18 protein-coding genes and 1 other RNA gene are annotated in these 15,259 nt (G+C 68.6%); 12 read left to right on the forward strand and 7 right to left on the reverse strand.

All coding sequences use genetic code 11. The features are described from left to right. Position 1 precedes the first annotated feature (1 nt). Together ACQPXM_RS09460 and ACQPXM_RS09465 are read right to left on the reverse strand one after the other, a co-directional pair. Positions 2–922, reverse strand: coding sequence for a carbohydrate ABC transporter permease (locus ACQPXM_RS09460; RefSeq protein WP_432946900.1), 921 nt, complete (start codon positions 920–922; stop codon positions 2–4). Then, the gene (locus ACQPXM_RS09465) at positions 922–2,211 is read right to left on the reverse strand and encodes an ABC transporter substrate-binding protein (protein WP_432946902.1); all 1,290 of its coding nucleotides are present in this window, start codon (positions 2,209–2,211) and stop codon (positions 922–924) included. The genes ACQPXM_RS09460 and ACQPXM_RS09465 overlap by 1 nt, the downstream gene beginning before the upstream one ends. Before the next feature lie 235 nt (positions 2,212–2,446). On the opposite strand from ACQPXM_RS09465, the gene ACQPXM_RS09470 reads away from it, so the two are divergent. Beyond that, positions 2,447–3,616, forward strand: a complete 1,170-nt coding sequence (locus ACQPXM_RS09470; RefSeq protein WP_432946904.1) for an MFS transporter — start codon at positions 2,447–2,449, stop codon at positions 3,614–3,616. A gap of 4 nt (positions 3,617–3,620) precedes the next feature. Here the strand turns inward: ACQPXM_RS09470 and ACQPXM_RS09475 are convergent, their stop codons facing one another. After that, positions 3,621–4,667 (reverse strand): carbohydrate kinase family protein, encoded by a 1,047-nt coding sequence (locus ACQPXM_RS09475; RefSeq protein ID WP_432946906.1) that lies wholly within the window; start codon positions 4,665–4,667, stop codon positions 3,621–3,623. Positions 4,668–4,774: 107 nt separating this feature from the next. Between ACQPXM_RS09475 and ACQPXM_RS09480 the strand changes: the two genes are divergently transcribed. The 8 genes from ACQPXM_RS09480 to ssrA all read left to right on the forward strand — a co-directional run bounded on the left by ACQPXM_RS09480 (position 4,775) and on the right by ssrA (position 10,211). After that, complete coding sequence (locus ACQPXM_RS09480) at positions 4,775–5,185, forward strand: hypothetical protein (RefSeq protein WP_432946908.1); 411 nt, start codon at positions 4,775–4,777, stop codon at positions 5,183–5,185. Beyond that, positions 5,164–5,328: a hypothetical protein gene (locus ACQPXM_RS09485; RefSeq protein ID WP_168197272.1), complete on the forward strand. Its 165-nt coding sequence runs from the start codon at positions 5,164–5,166 to the stop codon at positions 5,326–5,328. The genes ACQPXM_RS09480 and ACQPXM_RS09485 overlap by 22 nt, the downstream gene beginning before the upstream one ends. A gap of 141 nt (positions 5,329–5,469) precedes the next feature. Further along, a complete protein-coding gene (gene ftsE / locus ACQPXM_RS09490; RefSeq protein ID WP_077013482.1) occupies positions 5,470–6,159 on the forward strand; it encodes a cell division ATP-binding protein FtsE in 690 nt (229 codons plus the stop codon). A gap of 19 nt (positions 6,160–6,178) precedes the next feature. Next, positions 6,179–7,090 (forward strand): permease-like cell division protein FtsX, encoded by a 912-nt coding sequence (ftsX, locus tag ACQPXM_RS09495; RefSeq protein WP_077013483.1) that lies wholly within the window; start codon positions 6,179–6,181, stop codon positions 7,088–7,090. 210 nt (positions 7,091–7,300) lie between these two features. Continuing rightward, complete coding sequence (locus ACQPXM_RS09500; protein ID WP_432946911.1) at positions 7,301–8,578, forward strand: peptidoglycan DD-metalloendopeptidase family protein; 1,278 nt, start codon at positions 7,301–7,303, stop codon at positions 8,576–8,578. A gap of 21 nt (positions 8,579–8,599) precedes the next feature. Continuing rightward, positions 8,600–9,070, forward strand: coding sequence for an SsrA-binding protein SmpB (gene smpB, locus ACQPXM_RS09505; protein WP_077013485.1), 471 nt, complete (start codon positions 8,600–8,602; stop codon positions 9,068–9,070). A gap of 100 nt (positions 9,071–9,170) precedes the next feature. Further along, positions 9,171–9,731, forward strand: a complete 561-nt coding sequence (locus ACQPXM_RS09510) for a DUF1707 and DUF4870 domain-containing protein (protein WP_432946913.1) — start codon at positions 9,171–9,173, stop codon at positions 9,729–9,731. A gap of 100 nt (positions 9,732–9,831) precedes the next feature. Next, positions 9,832–10,211: a transfer-messenger RNA gene (ssrA, locus tag ACQPXM_RS09515) on the forward strand. 64 nt (positions 10,212–10,275) lie between these two features. Here the strand turns inward: ssrA and ACQPXM_RS09520 are convergent. Then, the gene (locus ACQPXM_RS09520; protein WP_432946915.1) at positions 10,276–10,704 is read right to left on the reverse strand and encodes a pyridoxamine 5'-phosphate oxidase family protein; all 429 of its coding nucleotides are present in this window, start codon (positions 10,702–10,704) and stop codon (positions 10,276–10,278) included. 104 nt (positions 10,705–10,808) lie between these two features. Between ACQPXM_RS09520 and ACQPXM_RS09525 the strand changes: the two genes are divergently transcribed. Beyond that, positions 10,809–11,624 carry an LLM class flavin-dependent oxidoreductase gene (locus ACQPXM_RS09525; protein WP_432946917.1) on the forward strand — a complete coding sequence of 272 codons (816 nt, stop codon included), beginning with the start codon at positions 10,809–10,811 and terminating at the stop codon, positions 11,622–11,624. A gap of 18 nt (positions 11,625–11,642) precedes the next feature. Here ACQPXM_RS09525 and ACQPXM_RS09530 read toward each other — a convergent pair whose 3' ends face one another. The 3 genes from ACQPXM_RS09530 to ACQPXM_RS09540 form a co-directional block, all read right to left on the reverse strand. Continuing rightward, positions 11,643–11,843 (reverse strand): hypothetical protein, encoded by a 201-nt coding sequence (locus tag ACQPXM_RS09530; protein WP_432946919.1) that lies wholly within the window; start codon positions 11,841–11,843, stop codon positions 11,643–11,645. Positions 11,844–11,999: 156 nt separating this feature from the next. Further along, positions 12,000–12,704: an SRPBCC family protein gene (locus tag ACQPXM_RS09535; RefSeq protein ID WP_432946921.1), complete on the reverse strand. Its 705-nt coding sequence runs from the start codon at positions 12,702–12,704 to the stop codon at positions 12,000–12,002. Beyond that, positions 12,701–13,279, reverse strand: coding sequence for an ArsR/SmtB family transcription factor (locus tag ACQPXM_RS09540; protein WP_432946923.1), 579 nt, complete (start codon positions 13,277–13,279; stop codon positions 12,701–12,703). The genes ACQPXM_RS09535 and ACQPXM_RS09540 overlap by 4 nt, the downstream gene beginning before the upstream one ends. A 164-nt stretch (positions 13,280–13,443) precedes the next feature. Between ACQPXM_RS09540 and ACQPXM_RS09545 the strand changes: the two genes are divergently transcribed. Both ACQPXM_RS09545 and ACQPXM_RS09550 read left to right on the forward strand, forming a co-directional pair. After that, complete coding sequence (locus ACQPXM_RS09545; RefSeq protein WP_432946925.1) at positions 13,444–14,361, forward strand: nucleotidyltransferase domain-containing protein; 918 nt, start codon at positions 13,444–13,446, stop codon at positions 14,359–14,361. Then, a complete protein-coding gene (locus tag ACQPXM_RS09550; RefSeq protein ID WP_432946927.1) occupies positions 14,351–15,115 on the forward strand; it encodes a nucleotidyltransferase domain-containing protein in 765 nt (254 codons plus the stop codon). The genes ACQPXM_RS09545 and ACQPXM_RS09550 overlap by 11 nt, the downstream gene beginning before the upstream one ends. Positions 15,116–15,259: the final 144 nt, after the last annotated feature.

Raw genomic sequence — 15,259 nt, forward strand, 5'->3', positions numbered from 1 at the left:
CTCAGTCCTCCCTCCGACCGAGTCCGAGGAACCGGCCTTGCACGAGCGCGACCAGCGCGATCAGCAGCGTCAGCAGAACGGCGCCCGCGCTGCCGTGGCCGAAGTCCTGCCCCTGCCCGAGCGCCGCGTAGTACAGGTAGACCAGCGGCGGTCGCGCGTACGGCGGGTACTGCCCCGAGCTCGAGAGCAGATTGTAGAACTCGTCGAAGGCCTGGAACGCGTTGATCAGCAGCAGCAACAGTACGGCGGTCGACGTGGCCCGCAACTGCGGCAGGGTGATGTACCGCAGCACCTTCCAGCCGGTCGCGCCGTCGATCGCGGCCGCCTCGTACAGCGACGGCGCGATCCGCTGCAGTCCGGCCAGGAACAGGATCATGTAGAACCCGGCCTGCAGCCACATCCGCGCGGACACGATCACCAGCCAGTACCAGGGCGGCTGGGTGACCGAGAGCCAGGCGACCGGTTCCACGCCGAACCACCCGAGCACCGTGTTGGCCAGGCCGAACCGGACGCCGTTGAAGATCGACAGCTTCCAGATCAGCGACGCCACGACGTACGAGCAGGCGGTGGGCAGGAAGAACACCGAGCGGAAGAACGTCCGGGCGAACCGGGTCCGGTTGACCAGCAACGCCAGGCCGAGCGAGGCGACGAACGTGGTCGGCACGATGAACAGCGCGAACACCACGAAGGTCAGCAGGCTGGACCGGAACGCCGAGTCCCGCAGCATGTCCAGGTAGTTGCCCAGGCCGACGAAGTCGGTCGGCGTGACCGTGTTGCGGGCGTCGAAGAAGCTCAGCACCACCGACCAGACGATCGGCACGTAGACGAACACCAGCAGCCCGAGCACGAACGGCCCGACGAAGATCGCGAACCACAGGTTGCGGTCGTAGCGGCCCCGCAGCCGATCGGCGAGGGCCGGCATCAGCCGGCGATGCGCTTGAGCTCAGCCTCCACGACCGCCTTGACCGCCTTGATCTCGGTGGCCGGGTCGCTGCCGTTCTTGATGATCCGGTTCAGCGCGTCGGAGTACGCCGTACCGGATTTCGGTGTCCACAGCAACGGGGTCTGGGCGCGCCCGTTCTCGTTGACGAACCTCACCGCGTCGGCGGCCGGTCCGGACTTCAGCTTGTCCGCCTTCGCGGCCAGGCTCTTGCGGGCCGGGATGTGGAAACCGTAGCTCTGCGCCCAGTCGAGTTGCTTGTCGGTCTGGTCGACCCACAGCCACTGGACGAACTTCTTCGCCGCGTCGACGTTCTTCGACTTCGTGCTGACCGACGCGCCGTACGCGCCGACCGGGACGCTCGGCGCACCGGTCGAGGCGTTGAGCTTCGGCCAGGGCAGAACGCCGAAGTCGTCCGGCAGCGCCTTCTGGAGCTGGGGGAACGTCCACAGACCGGTGAACTGCATCGCGGTCAGCCCCTGGGTGAACGCCGACGGGTCGGACCAGTCGGTCGGTGCCCCGAGCAACAACGCCTTCGAGGTGAACAGTTCGCGCAGCTTGCGCAGCGACTCGACCGCGGCCGGGTCGTCGAAGCCGAACTGTCCCTCCTCGGTCAGGTAGTCGAGGCCGGCCGACCACAGCGCCGGGCCACCGAGGATGCCGACGCCGCCGTCGTTGCCGACGAACAGGCCCTTGACCTTGTCGGTGGTCAGCTTCTTCGCCGCGGCGATCAGCTCGTCGACGGTGGTCGGCGGCTGGACACCGGCCTGCTGCAGCAGGCTCTTGCGGTAGACCAGCAGCTGCATGTCGGTGGCCTGCGGGATCGCGTAGAGCTTGCCCTGGTAGGTCACCCTGGCCAGCAGCGACGGGGTGAAGTCGCTTTTCGCGTCGCCGAGCAGGTCGGTCAGGTCGGCGACCTGGCCGCCCTTGATCATGTCGATGGTCGGGCCGTTGCCGTACTCGAACACGTCCGGCCCGCCGTCGGTGAGCAGCGCGGCCGCGGTCTTCTTGTCGTAGTCGCCGGGAGACCACTGGACCGTCACGGTCGCGTCCGGGTACTCCTTGGCATAGCGCTGGACGGCCTGCTGGGTGCCTGCCTCGCCGTACTGGTGGTACCACTGCGACAGGGCAGGTTTGCCGCCGCTGCTCTCGCCGCCGCCACCGGCGTCCGAGCGGCCCGTGTTCGATCCGCAACCGGCCACCGCCAGCGCCGCGATCCCGCCTCCGAGGGCGAGGAAGCTCCTGCGGCTGAACCCGTCTGCACCCGGCATTCGACGTACCTCCACGATCCCGGCGCGGTCCCACAGCCCGCGCACCCTGGGTCCGACCCTACGACCGGTCGGGTCCCCAGGTGCCCCTTTCCGCCTGCTGAAAAAGCAGTGGCGCACCGGCTCATCGGGGATAGGGTGTGCCCCATGTCCCGCATGCCGCACTAGAGCGGGCTCGCTGTCACCGAGCCCAACTGCCGTCCCCGCCTCGTCGAGGCCGGGGCTCTCTAGGAGCGCCATGTCCAGCACCACGCGTGCTGGGAGCTACCGTGCCGTCCTGCTGCTGCCGTCCGCGCTGCGCACTTTCGCGCCCGCGCTGGCCGGCCGGCTGGCCTACGGTCTGCTCCCGCTGTCCACTTTGTTCACCGTCCACCGCTCGACCGGGTCGTTCGGCGTCGCCGGAGCCGCTGTTGCCGGCTTCGGGCTGGCGTCGTTGTCGATGCCCTACAAAGCCCGCCTGGTCGACCGCTTCAGCCAACGCCGGGTCCTCCCACCGCTTGCCCTCGTCTGCGCATCGGGGCTCGTCGCAACCATCTTCCTGAGTACGCCGGCCCTGCTGGTCGCACTCGTCACCCTGACCGGGCTCTTCGCGCCACCACTCGGCCCGTCGATGCGCTCGAACTGGCGCCTGATCACCGAGAACACCGACCTCAAGGAACGCGCCTACGCCCTGGACGCGATCTGCGAGGAGTCCCTCTACCTGGCCGGACCCTTGCTGGCCGGTCTGCTGATCAGCCTCTGGTCAGCACCCGCGGCACTCGTCTGTACGGCGGTTCTACTTGCCTCCGGCACCGTCCTGATGGTCACCGCCCCGCTGACCCGGCGGACCACCTCACCGAGTCCCACACGGCATCCGCTCGGACCGCTGACGAACGGCGGTTTGCGCCGGATCCTCGTCGTCATCCTGGTCACGGCGGCCGGCGTCAGTACGGCGTACCTGTGCGTCGCGGGTGTCGCACAGGCGGAGGGCCGTCCTGGCGCGGCCGGGTTCGTCGAGGCCGGGATCGGGCTCGGCAGCGTGGTCGGCGGCCTGCTGTGGGGACGCCGGAAGCACACCCGGTCGCACGAGACGCAGCTGGCCGGGCTGATCGGCGTACTGGCGGTTGGGCTGTTGCTGGCTTCGCTGGCGACGCACCTGGTCGTGCTGGGAGTCGTGATGGGCCTCGCAGGAGTCGCGGTCGCGCCGTTGTTCGTGGTGTCGTACCTGGCCGCCGACGACCTCACTCCGCCGGATCAGCGCACCGAGGCGAGCACCTGGATCAACACGGCCAACAACCTCGGCAGTGCCGCCGGAGCGTCACTGACCGGGCTGCTGATCGACCGGGCCGGGCCGTCGTACGGGTTCCTCGCCGGTGGTGTGCTGCTGGTGCTGGTGTCCGGGGTGGTGCTGCTCCGGCGGACGAGGTGAGCGGTCAGGCGTCCGAGAGCCGGGCGATGGTCGCGCCGGCCCGGCGGACGATCGGGACCGGCCCTTCGGGCAGGACGTCGCCGATGAACGTGTAGTGGCGCAGGATGTCCGGGTCCACGCCGCCGGGGCGATGGCGGGTGTGATCGCGGACCCAGTCGATGATGTCGCCCCAGCCCGGCGCGGCCAGCGACCCGCCGAAGTGCTGGACCGACAGTCCGGCGCACAGGTTGCCGAACGCGAGCCTGTGCGCCAGCGGCCAGCCGCGCAGTGTGCCGAGTACGAGCGAGGCGAGGAACACGTCGCCCGCGCCGGTCGGGTCGTACGAGCGAACCGGCAGCGCGGGGATGTGTTCCTCCTCGCCGGTCGCCGAGTCGATCGCCAGGACGCCGTCCGAGCCGTTCGTCACGACGGCCAGCGGGACCCGCTCGGCCAGCTTGTGCAGCGCGGCCTTCGGCGTGTCGGTCCGGGTGTAGGCCATCGCCTCGCCGGCGTTCGGGGTGAAGGCGTGGAAGCCCTCCAGGACGTCGAGCACAGCCGGTGACCAGGTGTCGGTCGGATCCCAGCCGACGTCGCCGAACAGCAGCGCGCCGGACTCGCGGGCCTCGGTGGTCCAGCCCGGCAGTTCCTCGGCGACCGGCACGATCGCCGAGCGGGTTTTCAGGCCCGGCCCGACCAGCTTGCTCGGGTCGCCCGGGGCCTCGTGGGCGTGGGTGACCATCGCCCGGTCCCGGTCGATCGACATCGACACGGTCACGGGGGAGTGCCAGTGACCGATCCGGCGCGAGTGCGACAGGTCGACCTTCTCCTGGTCGGCCAGCGTGCGCCAGCAGAAGTCGGCGTACACGTCGTCGCCGAAGACCGCGGCCAGGCCGCTGCGCAGGCCGAGCCGGCTCGCGGCGATGGCGAAGTTCGCCACCCCGCCCGGGCACGAGCCCATGCCCTCGGCGAAGATCTCGGTCCCGGTGGTCGGGGCCGACTCCAGTCCGGTGAGCACGATGTCCAGGAACACGGTGCCCTGCACGAACACGTCGTAGCAGTCCGGGTCGTCCACGTGACGTCCTTGTCGGTGGTGAGTGGTTTGCTGTCCTTCTTCGTAACATCATCGACCGGTCATCACCAGGGATTTGGGAGGACGTCAGTGACAGCACAGGTGTGTCCGTGATTCCGACCTGGATCTCCGTGGTCGGCGTGGTGATGACCGTGCTGAGCCCGCTGCTGGCGCTCGGCGGGGTCGCGCTGGGCGCCTATCTGACCCGCAAGTCCGACCGCGAGCTCGACACCTGGCGGCACCGCGAGGAGACGATGCGAATGGTCCGCTGGGCGGTCGAGCAGATCCTCGAGGACGACGACGTCGGCACCGACGCCGGCGTGGTCACGCTGCGTTCACTGATGCGCTCCGAACTGTTGCAGCCCGAGGACTACGAGCTGGTCGCCGCGCTGACCGCGGCGGTAGCCATCGACCGGGTCGGCGAGGCGACGTACGCTGAACTGGAGAACGCCGACACCGAGGTCGTCACGGAGGCCGGGCCCACGGAGGGAAGTCGTCGATGGCTGAGAAGAAGACCGTGAAGGTGCCGCGGCAGGCGGTCGAGCTGGCCCGGTTGCACGTCGAGGCGGCCCGCCGCGCCGGGCGCAAGCCCGAGCCCGGTCTCGCCCGGATTGCGGACGCCCGTCCGGAGAACGGCGGCTCCACGGCGCCCGCTCCCGCCTGAGCGCCGGTCGCGGGCGGCACGCCTGAGCCAATCACCCGCCCGGAGCACCTACACTGATCGACGGCCGCTCCCGGTGGCGTACGGTGCTGTGGTGGTTACCGCTACGTCGCTCCCTGTTCCCGACCACGGCCGGAATGTCCCGTGATCCGCTTCGAGAATGTTTCCAAGACGTACGAGGGTCAGTCCAAGGCTGCCCTGCTGAACGTGAACGTCGAGATCGAGAAGGGCGAGTTCGTCTTCCTGGTCGGCACCTCCGGGTCCGGCAAGTCGACGTTCCTTCGTCTCGTGCTGCGTGAGCACCGGACCTCCAAGGGCCACATCATGGTGGCCGGCAAGGACCTGAACCGGCTGGCCAGCTGGCGGATCCCGCAGATGCGCCGCCAGATCGGCACGGTCTTCCAGGACTTCCGGCTGCTGCCGAACAAGACCGTCGCGGAGAACGTCGCGTTCGCCCTGCAGGTGATCGGCAAGCCGCGCTCGCACATCCGCAAGACGGTGCCCGAGGTGCTCGAGTTGGTCGGCCTGGACGGCAAGGAGGACCGGCTGCCCGACGAGCTGTCCGGTGGTGAGCAGCAGCGGGTCGCGATCGCGCGCGCGTTCGTGAACCGGCCGATGATCCTGATCGCCGACGAGCCGACCGGAAACCTCGACCCCGGCACGTCGGTCGGCATCATGAAGCTGCTGGACCGGATCAACCGGACCGGGACGACCGTGGTGATGGCGACCCACGACGTCTCGATCGTCGACCAGATGCGCAAGCGCGTGATCGAGCTGGAGAACGGCCATGTCGTCCGCGACGAGTCGCGCGGCGTCTACGGCTACCAGCACTGAGACCAGGGACTACTGACTGATGCGCTTGAACTACATCCTCTCCGACCTGGGTATCGGCCTGAAGCGGAACCTGTCGATGACGATCGCGGTCGTCGTCACGATCTGGGTCTCACTGTCGCTGTTCGGCAGCGCGCTGCTCGCCCGCGAGCAGGTCGACCTGATGAAGGGCAACTGGTACGACAAGATCCAGATCTCGATCTTCCTCTGCACCAAGGACTCCGGCGGCCGCGGCTGCTCGGGCGCCGAGGTGACCACGGAGCAGAAGAACCGGATCAAGCAGGTGATCGAGTCCAGTCCCGACACCGCGCCCGACGGCGTGTTCGGTGAGACGAAGAAGGAAGCCTTCGAGCAGTTCAAGAAGCTCTACAAGGACTCGCCGATCGTCAGCACGGTCACCGAGGACCAGATGCAGGAGTCGTTCCGGGTCAAGCTCAAGGACCCGCAGCGCTACCAGAACCTGGTCAGTGCCGTGGCCGGGTTGCCTGGCGTCGACACCGTGCAGGACCTCAGACAGTATCTCGATCCACTCTTCAAGGCGCTGAACGGATTGCAAGTCGGCGCCCTGGTGGCCGCCGCACTGCTGCTGGTCGCCGCGCTGATGCAGATCTCCAACACGATCCGGCTGGCCGCCTACGCCCGCCGGCGAGAGATAGGCATCATGCGCCTGGTGGGCGCCTCGAACTTCTACATCCAGCTACCGTTCCTGCTGGAAGCGGTGCTGGCGGCCCTGATCGGCGCGGTCCTTGCCTGCGGCACCCTGTGGATCGGCGTGTACTTCGTGGTCATGCAGCGCGCCCAGGAGACGTTCCGGGTCTGGCAGTGGGTCGGCGCGGCGGAAACTTTCCAGGCCACGCTGATCATGGTGGTGGTCGGACTGATCCTCGCCGTCGTCCCGACATTCCTGACGACGCGGAAATACCTCAAAGTCTGACCCGGGTGACTTATCGTGCAGTAGCACGACAACTCAACCCAGAGCAAGGGGTCGACTGTGGTCCCGCACTTCCCCGGTGCGAACCCGCGTGAGCGGGGACGCATCAAGCGAGACGACAGCATCGGCGCCACCGCCACATCGAGCGGACGGTCACGCACGCGACCGCCCGCCCGGCAGACGATTGTCGCCGCTTGCTGCGTTGTCCTGTCCATGACCGCCGGAGCGCTGGCGGTGGTTCCGTCTGCGCAGGCGGACCCACCCGATCCGAACGCGCAGAAGAAGCAGCTCGACAGCCAGATCAACCAGTCCAAGGCCGATCTGCACGAGTCCTACGACCAGCTGTCGAAGTCCGTTGCCGCCTACAACCAGGCGGAGGCGCAGTACAAGGCCGTCCAGGCCCGGTACGCCGCCGCGCAGGGCAAGCTGGCCTCCGCGAAGGCCGCCGACGTGGTGGCCGCGAGCAAGCTCAAGGCGGCCGAGCAGGCGCTGACGACCGCCCAGGCGAATGTTGCCGAGGGCCAGAAAGAGATCGCCGCCAAGAAGGCGCTGGCCGGTCGGGCGGTGCGTTCGGCGTACCAGCAGCAGAATCCGTTGGTCGGGCTGTCGATCGTGCTTCGGGGTGCGTCGCCGGCCGATCTGGCCAGCGGGATGCAGGTGCAGCGCAACGTCTTCGGCATCACCGGCAACGCGATCACGAGCCTGAACAACGCCCAGGCGCAGTTGGCGAACAAACAGGCCAAGCTCGCCGAGGCGGAACGGATCGTCGCGGCCCAGCGGGCCGAAGCGGCGCGGACCGTGCAGGAAGTCACCCGGCTGACCCAGCAGGTCGCTGCCGACAAGGCGGCGGCCGCAGCGGTGACGGCGACCCGGCTGGTGGCGCAGCAGGCCGCCGAGAAGGACAAGAACTCCGAGCTGGCGCACTACCAGTCGCTGGTCGCGGAGCGGTCACGGGTCGAGCAGATCCTGATCGCGCGGGCGCGGGCCGAGAAGGCCGCGGCCGCCCGGCGCAAGGCCGCCGCCGAGGCCGCCGAGCGGGCCAAGGCGAAGAAGGAGCACCGGCCGCCGAAGCAGGTGCCGGATCCGCCGGACAACGACGGCGGGCTCAGCTACCCGATCAACACCTACATCACCTCGCCGTACGGGATGCGGTTCCACCCGATCCTGCACTACTGGAAGCTGCACGACGGCACCGACTTCGGCGCCGGCTGCGGTACGCCGATCCACGCGGCGGCCAGCGGTGTGGTCACGGACCGTTACTACAACGGTGGCTACGGCAACCGGATCTTCATCTCGCACGGCGTGATCGACGGCGACTCGGTGACCACGGTCTACAACCACCTGTCCCGGTACAAGGCGCGGGTCGGCCAGCACGTGAAGAAGGGCCAGGTGATCGGGTACGTCGGGACCACCGGCTACTCGACCGGCTGCCACCTGCACTTCATGGTCTACCAGGACGGCCGGGTCGTTAACCCGATGAAGTGGCTGTGAGTTGTCTGGGATACTGGCCGGATGGTGAAACAGACCGGCCACAAGCCGATCGCGCAGAACCGTAAGGCGCGACACGACTACCACATCGACGACGTGGTGGAGGCCGGCCTTGTGCTGACGGGGACCGAGGTGAAGTCCCTGCGGCTGGGCCGGGCCTCGCTCGTCGACGCCTTCGGCTCGGTGCGCGGCCGCGAGCTGTGGCTGCAGAACATGCACATCCCGGAGTACACCCACGGCACCTGGACCAACCACGAGCCGCGGCGGACCCGCAAGTTGCTGCTGCACCGCGACGAGATGGAGAAGCTGATCAAGGCGGTGGAGCAGCAGGGCGTCACGCTGGTCCCGCTGTCGCTGTACTTCAAGGACGGCTACGCCAAGGTCGAGCTGGCCACCGCGCGCGGCAAGAAGGACTACGACAAGCGGCACGCGCTGGCCGAGCGCCAGGCCAACCGCGAGGCCCAGCGCGCGCTGTCGGACCGCAGCCGCCGCTGACCCCGGCCGAACGTCGTACGGACTGCCCTGGGGTCGGCTCAGGGATTGCTCCGGGCGGCACCCGATGGGGTGGACGGCGTTCGGGCCGCACAGTGGAGACATGTCCACTTCAGAGCTGCTGGTGACGCCGGCCCAACGGGACCGTGCGGTCGAGATCCTGCAAGAGATGTACGCCGACGGCCGGCTGACCCACCTCGAGTTCGACTCCCGGCTCGAGCTGGCGCTGAAGGCCCGCACCCGCGCCGAGCTGAACGGCTCGTTCGACGGGCTGCTGGCCCGCCCGGTCCCCACCTACGCGCCGGCCGCGTTCACCCGCCCGGCCCCGCTGCAGCCGTACCAGAGCTCCGGTCGCGGGATGGGCACCATCTCGCACTGGCTCGGCTACCCGACCTTCTTCGTCGGCCCGGCCCTGGTGGTCGCGACGGCCGGCAAGACCAACCCGGTGGTCCGCAAGCACGCGGTCGAGGCGGTGAACTTCCAGCTCAGCGCGCTCGCCCTGTTCATGCTGCTCGGCATCGTCACCGGCGTCACCGACGGCTTCACCGGCTTCCTGTTCCCGATCGCCGGCCTGGTCTGGTTCGTGCTGACCGGCATCGGCGGCCTGGCGGCGATGCTCGGCTCCGACTTCAAGTACCCGTTCACGCTGCGCCTGCTGAAGTAGGCGCCGCCTCCGGGGAATCCCTGGTGCGGCCGCTGGGTTGTACTTGGTAGTGTTGGTCTTCTACGGACCCTCGGGACCGTAGGAGTTTGACAACTCAACAGGGGGTGAACGGTTTCGACTTTGGACGTACGTTCCAAGAGAAGCGGGCCGAGGATCCAGGGTTATCTCGTTAACGATCTCTGGAAACCAATAACTGCCAACGCTAACGCGCGCAGTAGCTTCGCTCTCGCCGCCTGACGGTCTGAGCACTTAAGAAGCGGTCAGCCCGGGGTTGCTTCCGACCCGGTTCCTGGCCTCAGCTAGGAAGCTTGCTTCGTCAGCCCGGTCACGGGGTTGACGCGGGACATTAACAGTGACTGAGTCTGTCAGCGACGTGTCTGTACGAGCGCTGGGACTGAGAAAACGACAATTCAGACTGCGCCCGGAGAAGTCTTGGGTCGGCGCCGAAGGACGCGGGTTCGATTCCCGCCACCTCCACCACCCCTTGAATGTCACGACGAAGCCCCGGCAGCCTCAGGTTGCCGGGGCTTCGTCGTGCCCGGGATCAGTACGCGTAGCGCTTGACGCTCTCCTGGATGACGATGCGGACCTGAGCCTCGCCCAGGATCCCGGCCAGGTCCTCGGCCCGGGTCGGGTCGTCGAGGTCCCAGTAGCGGCCGGCCAGGCGCTCGGCCAGGGCGTGCCCGCCGTCCGGTTCCACCGTGGCGCGGCCCGCGACCGACACCCAGCGTTCGCGTTCACCCACCGGCGCCGCGACGACGATCGAGGCGCGCGGATCGCGGCGCAGCCGCCGTACCTTGAGCGTGTCCGGACCGGTGAACAGCTGGATCGTGCCTTCGGCGGTGACCTCGTACCAGACCGGCCGGGGTTGGGCCGGCACGGGCCCGTCGGCCACGGACAGGAACCCGTAGAGCGGCCGCCGGAGGAACTCGAGGTCCTCGGTGGTCAGTGAACTGGTGTCGTCGGTGCTCATCACAGCCTTTCTGATCGGCGTTCGGTGAGTACGTTCCATTCAACTCGACCGCGAACGGCGACATTTCCAGGAACACCGAGCCGATGCCGCGGGTTGCTGCTGGTATGACGATCGAACTGGGGTTGATTCTGCCGACGTCCACGCCGGATCCGGCGACGCCGGTGCTGGGGGATGTGCGGGCGGCGGCGCGGAGGGCCGAAGAGGCAGGGGTGGAGTCGGTGTGGTCGACCGATCACCTGATTGCCAGTGCGCCGATGCTGGACAGCACGGTGGTGCTGTCGACGGCCGCCGCGGTGACCGAGCGGGTGAAGATCGGGTACGGCGTGATGCTGCTCGCGTTGCGACCGGTGGCGTGGGCCGCGAAGCAGGTGAGCAGCTTGCAGTACGTGTCGGGGGACCGGGTCATGCTCGGCGTCGGGACGGGGAACCCAGCACACGGGGACGTCGGCTGGCGCGCGGCCGGTACGTCGTACGCGGACCGCGGGCGGCGCACCGACGAGGCGCTGGCGGTGCTGCCGGATCTCATCGCGGGGCGCACGGCCCGGGTGGGCGAGGACTTCGAGGCGGCGATCGCGCCGGGTGCCACGGTTCCGCCGATTCTGGTGGCCGGCGACGGGGCGAAGGCGGTCGAACGGGCCGCTCGATTCGGCGACGGTTGGGTGTCGATCGCTCTGGCGGTGGAGGACGTGCCGGCGCGGATCGCTTCGCTGGGCGAGCTGGCGGCACGGTACGACCGGGCACGGCCAGGGGTGACGATCGTCGCGCCGCAGCTGGACACCGACCTGACCAAGGCAGCCGCGCAGGTGGCGGCGTACGCGGAGGCGGGGGTCGAGCGACTGATCCTGGCCCCGACCGGGAGCGAGTGGGAGCGCGACTACGCCTGGGCGGCTGAGCTGCAGGCCGAGGTCACCCGGGGCTGAACCCCGGAGTGTTCGGGCTCACTTCCTCGTGATGAGCCCGAACACCAGGCTGGCGAGTCCGACGACGCCGACCGTGATGCTCGTCGTGACGAACCCTCGAACGAACGACGAGAACCTCGTGGTGTCGCCTCCTCCGCCGAGGATGAAGAGCCCGAACGGCATGACCAGGATGACGAGGGCCGAAGCCAGCAGCACAACTCCGAGGATGAGGGCGGTCATGCTGAGCCGCTTTCGTGCAGACTGGTCGCCGGGCGCCTGGTGGGGGAACGGAGGGAGATTTCCCCGGCGTGGGTCGTTGGCCCCTGGATGGCCCGGGGTGGACTGTGACATGCCTGGACCCTACCTGCCGACCGGCTCTGCGCACCGGCCGCCGAATCAGCTCTCGGGCGTGGAGTAGTGCGCCGTCCACCAGGCCTTCCACCGCTGGTCGATCGCGTCGCGGGTGGCGTCGTCCACGCCGTACAGGCTGAGGACGGCCATCGCGGCGCCGTCCGGCTTCTGCTCGTTGGGACCGACGTGGCTGAGCACGAGGAGGCCGTTGCCCCAGCTGTCGACGGTCAGGCCGCGCTGGTGCTCGGAGACGAACCAGACCTTGCCGGTGGCGCGCTCGCCGAGCAGGTCCACGTCGTACGGCGTACCGGCGGGCAGGTCGGGCAGCTTGAACTGGTCGGCGCCCGTGCCGGAGTAGAAGAGCGTGCGCCGCGGCTCGTCCGGGTGGTGCTCCAACGCGAAGCGGAGCTGCTGGAGGAACGTCGTCCAGCCCTCGGTGATGTCGTCGTAGTACGCCTCCCAGTCGGGATTGTCGCCGTGCGGTGCGCGGGTCAGCGTGATCCGGGCGCCACCTTCGACCGGCTCGACCTCGAAGCGGTCCCCGCCCTGGATCTCCAGCACCCGTGCCGCGGCGTCGTCCTCGGTGACGTGGGTGAAGTAGATCAGGTCGATCTCCTGGTCGAGGCCGCCTTCGGTGCCCTCGTACTCCCAGCCGTGCCAGTGCCGGATCTTGTCCTTGTCGCGCAGCGCGTCCCAGACCGCCTCGACCGGCGCGGCCACGGTGACGACGATCTTCGGGGTCTGGCTCATCGTGTCTCTTCTCCTTCGTCGGTACGGCGTACTGCGGGGTGGCCGCCGGCGATCAGGCGGTAGGGCCGGCCGTCCTCGGTGTCGAAGGCCTCGACCACTTGGCGGACCGCCTCGGTGAGGGCGTCGGTGAATCGGTGCACGTCACCCGGCGCGCCGAACCGGACCTCGGTCTCCAGCGTGAAGGTGAGCAGGCGTTTGCCCGCGGCATCGGCCTTGCGCTGCATGCCGGCCACGTCCCGGACGGTGCCGGCGGCAACTTCCACCAGGTGCTCGGCGGCGTACTGGTCGTGGATCGCGGTGAACGCCCGGCCCATCACGCCCGGGTCGACCACGATCGTCGCCGAGGCGCGCAGGATCCGCTCGATGAAACCACGGCGCTGCCGCTCCTCGACCAGCTCGACCAGTCCGGCCTTCTCGAGTTCTTTGAGGTGGTAGTTCACCCGTTGCCGGGGCAGCTCCAGCGCGGCGGCCAGCTGGGTCGCCGAGGAAGGCTCGCGCAGCAACTCCAGCAACTGCCGCCGGATCGGCGACAACGCGATCCGCACGGTCTCCGGTTCGTCGACGTAGGCCTGCATGCGACCCAGCGTCGTATTGACAGTCTAATTTGTCAATAGCGGAGAGCGGACGCCCACCACCGACCAACCACCCCTCGCGCGGCCGATCGACGGCGTGTCGCGGCGTGTCGCGTGGGTTGGACAGTGGTGGGCGTCCGCCCCTGTCGATGCGGCAGCATGAGGGCATGGCGATCGAGGGGCCGCAGTTGCCGGTCGGGACTCAGGTGGTGCTGCGGGTCGCGGGACCGGACGATGCCGGTGGTACCGCGCAGCGCGGGGCGACGGGGCGGATCGGCGGGGTGACGGGCGACGGGCGGTACGAGGTGCGGCTGGTGGACGGCCGGGGGACTGTCGCCCGGCGGGATCAGTTGAGTTTGCGCACGGCGTACCAGGACGACGCGATCGGGCTGGAAGCGCCGGACGGGGACCTTCTCGTGCGGGAACGGACGATCTACGCGGCGGTGGTGGGCTCGCGGGCGTTCGGGCTCGACACGGACGCGTCGGACACCGACACCCGCGGGGTCTACGTCGCGCCGACCGAGACGTTCTGGTCGCTGGCGAAGCCGCCGACGCACGTGGACGGTCCGGAGCCGGAGTGGTTCTCCTGGGAGGTCGAGCGGTTCTGCGAGCTGGCGCTCAAGGCGAACCCGAATCTGCTCGAGGTCCTGCACTCCCCGCTCGTGGTCACTTGTACGCCGCTCGGCGAGGAACTGCTCGACCTGCGCGCGGCGTTCTTGTCGCAGCTCGCCTATCAGACCTACTCGGGATACGTGCTGAGCCAGTTCAAGAAGCTGGAGGCGGACTTCCGGCGGGACGGTGCGCCGAAGTGGAAGCACGTCATGCACCTGATCCGGCTGTTGCTGTCGGCACGGACCCTGCTGGCTGACGGCCGACTCGTCGTCGACGTCGGAGCCGATCGTGAGCGGCTCCTGCAGGTGAAGGCCGGCGCGTTGCCGTGGGACGAGGTCGAGCGCTGGCGGCTCGACCTGCACGAGCAACTCGACCGTGCACTAACAAAAACCATGCTGCCCGCGACACCTGACGTCGCTAGGGTCGACACCTGGTTGAGGTCGGTCCGGCAAAGGAGCATCGGTGACGCGTGACATGCGGCGGTTGGACTACGGCGAGCTTCGCGCGATCATCGCCGACCAGCCATATCCGTTGCTCTTCGCAACGGTCTCCGGTGCGCACCTGTACGGCTTCCCGTCCCGCGACTCCGACGTCGACCTGCGCGGCGTGCACGTCCTGCCGGTCGAGGAGGTCGTCGGTCTGACCACCGGCCCCGACACCCTCGACCGGACCTGGTTCCAGAACGAGGCCGAGGTCGACCTGGTCACTCACGACCTGGCCAAGTTCGTGCGGCTGATGCTGCGCCGCAACGGCTATGTGCTCGAACAGGTGCTGTCCCCGCTCGTCGTGACCAGTACGCCGGCGCACGAGGAGCTGGTCGCCCTCGCCCCCGGCTGCCTGACCAAGTGGCATGCGCATCACTACCGCGGCTTCGGCAAGACCCAGTGGGACTTCTTCGGCAAGAAGCAGGAGCTCAAGCCGCTGCTCTACACCTTCCGGGTGCTGCTCACCGGCATCCACCTGATGCGGACCGGCGAGGTCCAAGCCGATCTGCGCGAACTGCTCGCGCTGCCCGAAGCGCCGGCGTACCTGCCGGAACTGATGGCGGCGAAAGCCGAAGCAGAGCACGGCCCGCTGGTCGGTCCGGACATCGAACGCCTCGCCAAGGACGTTGCCGCGTTGCAGGAGACGCTCGACCAGGCCGAGGCCGCGAGTGATCTCCCCGACCGCCCGAGTGCGGATGCGGCCGTGAACGACCTGCTCGTGCGGGTGCGGCTCAGCCGCTGACGCAACGACCACGAACGCCCGATCAGAGCTCTCTGATCGGGCGTTCGCACGTTGTAGAAGACCTCGCGCGGGCCTACTGTACTTACTTAACTTCGTGAAGCATTGACATTCGGCGTGTCAGGGTAAATAGTTCCGTCCTGAAAT

Origin of the sequence: Kribbella sp. CA-253562 (genome assembly GCF_050942265.1) — a bacterium.
In the GTDB taxonomy this organism is placed as follows: Bacteria; Actinomycetota; Actinomycetes; order Propionibacteriales; family Kribbellaceae; genus Kribbella.

Coding starts and splice junctions, on each gene's coding strand:
- ACQPXM_RS09540 (WP_432946923.1), bottom strand. CDS start 13,279: ATGCAGGCCTACGTCGACGAACCGGAGACCGTGCGGATCGCGTTGTCG.
- ACQPXM_RS09545 (WP_432946925.1), top strand. CDS start 13,444: ATGGCGATCGAGGGGCCGCAGTTGCCGGTCGGGACTCAGGTGGTGCTG.
- ACQPXM_RS09535 (WP_432946921.1), bottom strand. CDS start 12,704: ATGAGCCAGACCCCGAAGATCGTCGTCACCGTGGCCGCGCCGGTCGAG.
- smpB (WP_077013485.1), top strand. CDS start 8,600: ATGGTGAAACAGACCGGCCACAAGCCGATCGCGCAGAACCGTAAGGCG.
- ACQPXM_RS09510 (WP_432946913.1), top strand. CDS start 9,171: ATGTCCACTTCAGAGCTGCTGGTGACGCCGGCCCAACGGGACCGTGCG.
- ACQPXM_RS09470 (WP_432946904.1), top strand. CDS start 2,447: ATGTCCAGCACCACGCGTGCTGGGAGCTACCGTGCCGTCCTGCTGCTG.
- ACQPXM_RS09530 (WP_432946919.1), bottom strand. CDS start 11,843: ATGACCGCCCTCATCCTCGGAGTTGTGCTGCTGGCTTCGGCCCTCGTC.
- ACQPXM_RS09485 (WP_168197272.1), top strand. CDS start 5,164: ATGGCTGAGAAGAAGACCGTGAAGGTGCCGCGGCAGGCGGTCGAGCTG.
- ACQPXM_RS09500 (WP_432946911.1), top strand. CDS start 7,301: ATGACCGCCGGAGCGCTGGCGGTGGTTCCGTCTGCGCAGGCGGACCCA.
- ACQPXM_RS09525 (WP_432946917.1), top strand. CDS start 10,809: ATGACGATCGAACTGGGGTTGATTCTGCCGACGTCCACGCCGGATCCG.
- ACQPXM_RS09465 (WP_432946902.1), bottom strand. CDS start 2,211: ATGCCGGGTGCAGACGGGTTCAGCCGCAGGAGCTTCCTCGCCCTCGGA.
- ftsX (WP_077013483.1), top strand. CDS start 6,179: ATGCGCTTGAACTACATCCTCTCCGACCTGGGTATCGGCCTGAAGCGG.
- ACQPXM_RS09460 (WP_432946900.1), bottom strand. CDS start 922: ATGCCGGCCCTCGCCGATCGGCTGCGGGGCCGCTACGACCGCAACCTG.
- ACQPXM_RS09520 (WP_432946915.1), bottom strand. CDS start 10,704: ATGAGCACCGACGACACCAGTTCACTGACCACCGAGGACCTCGAGTTC.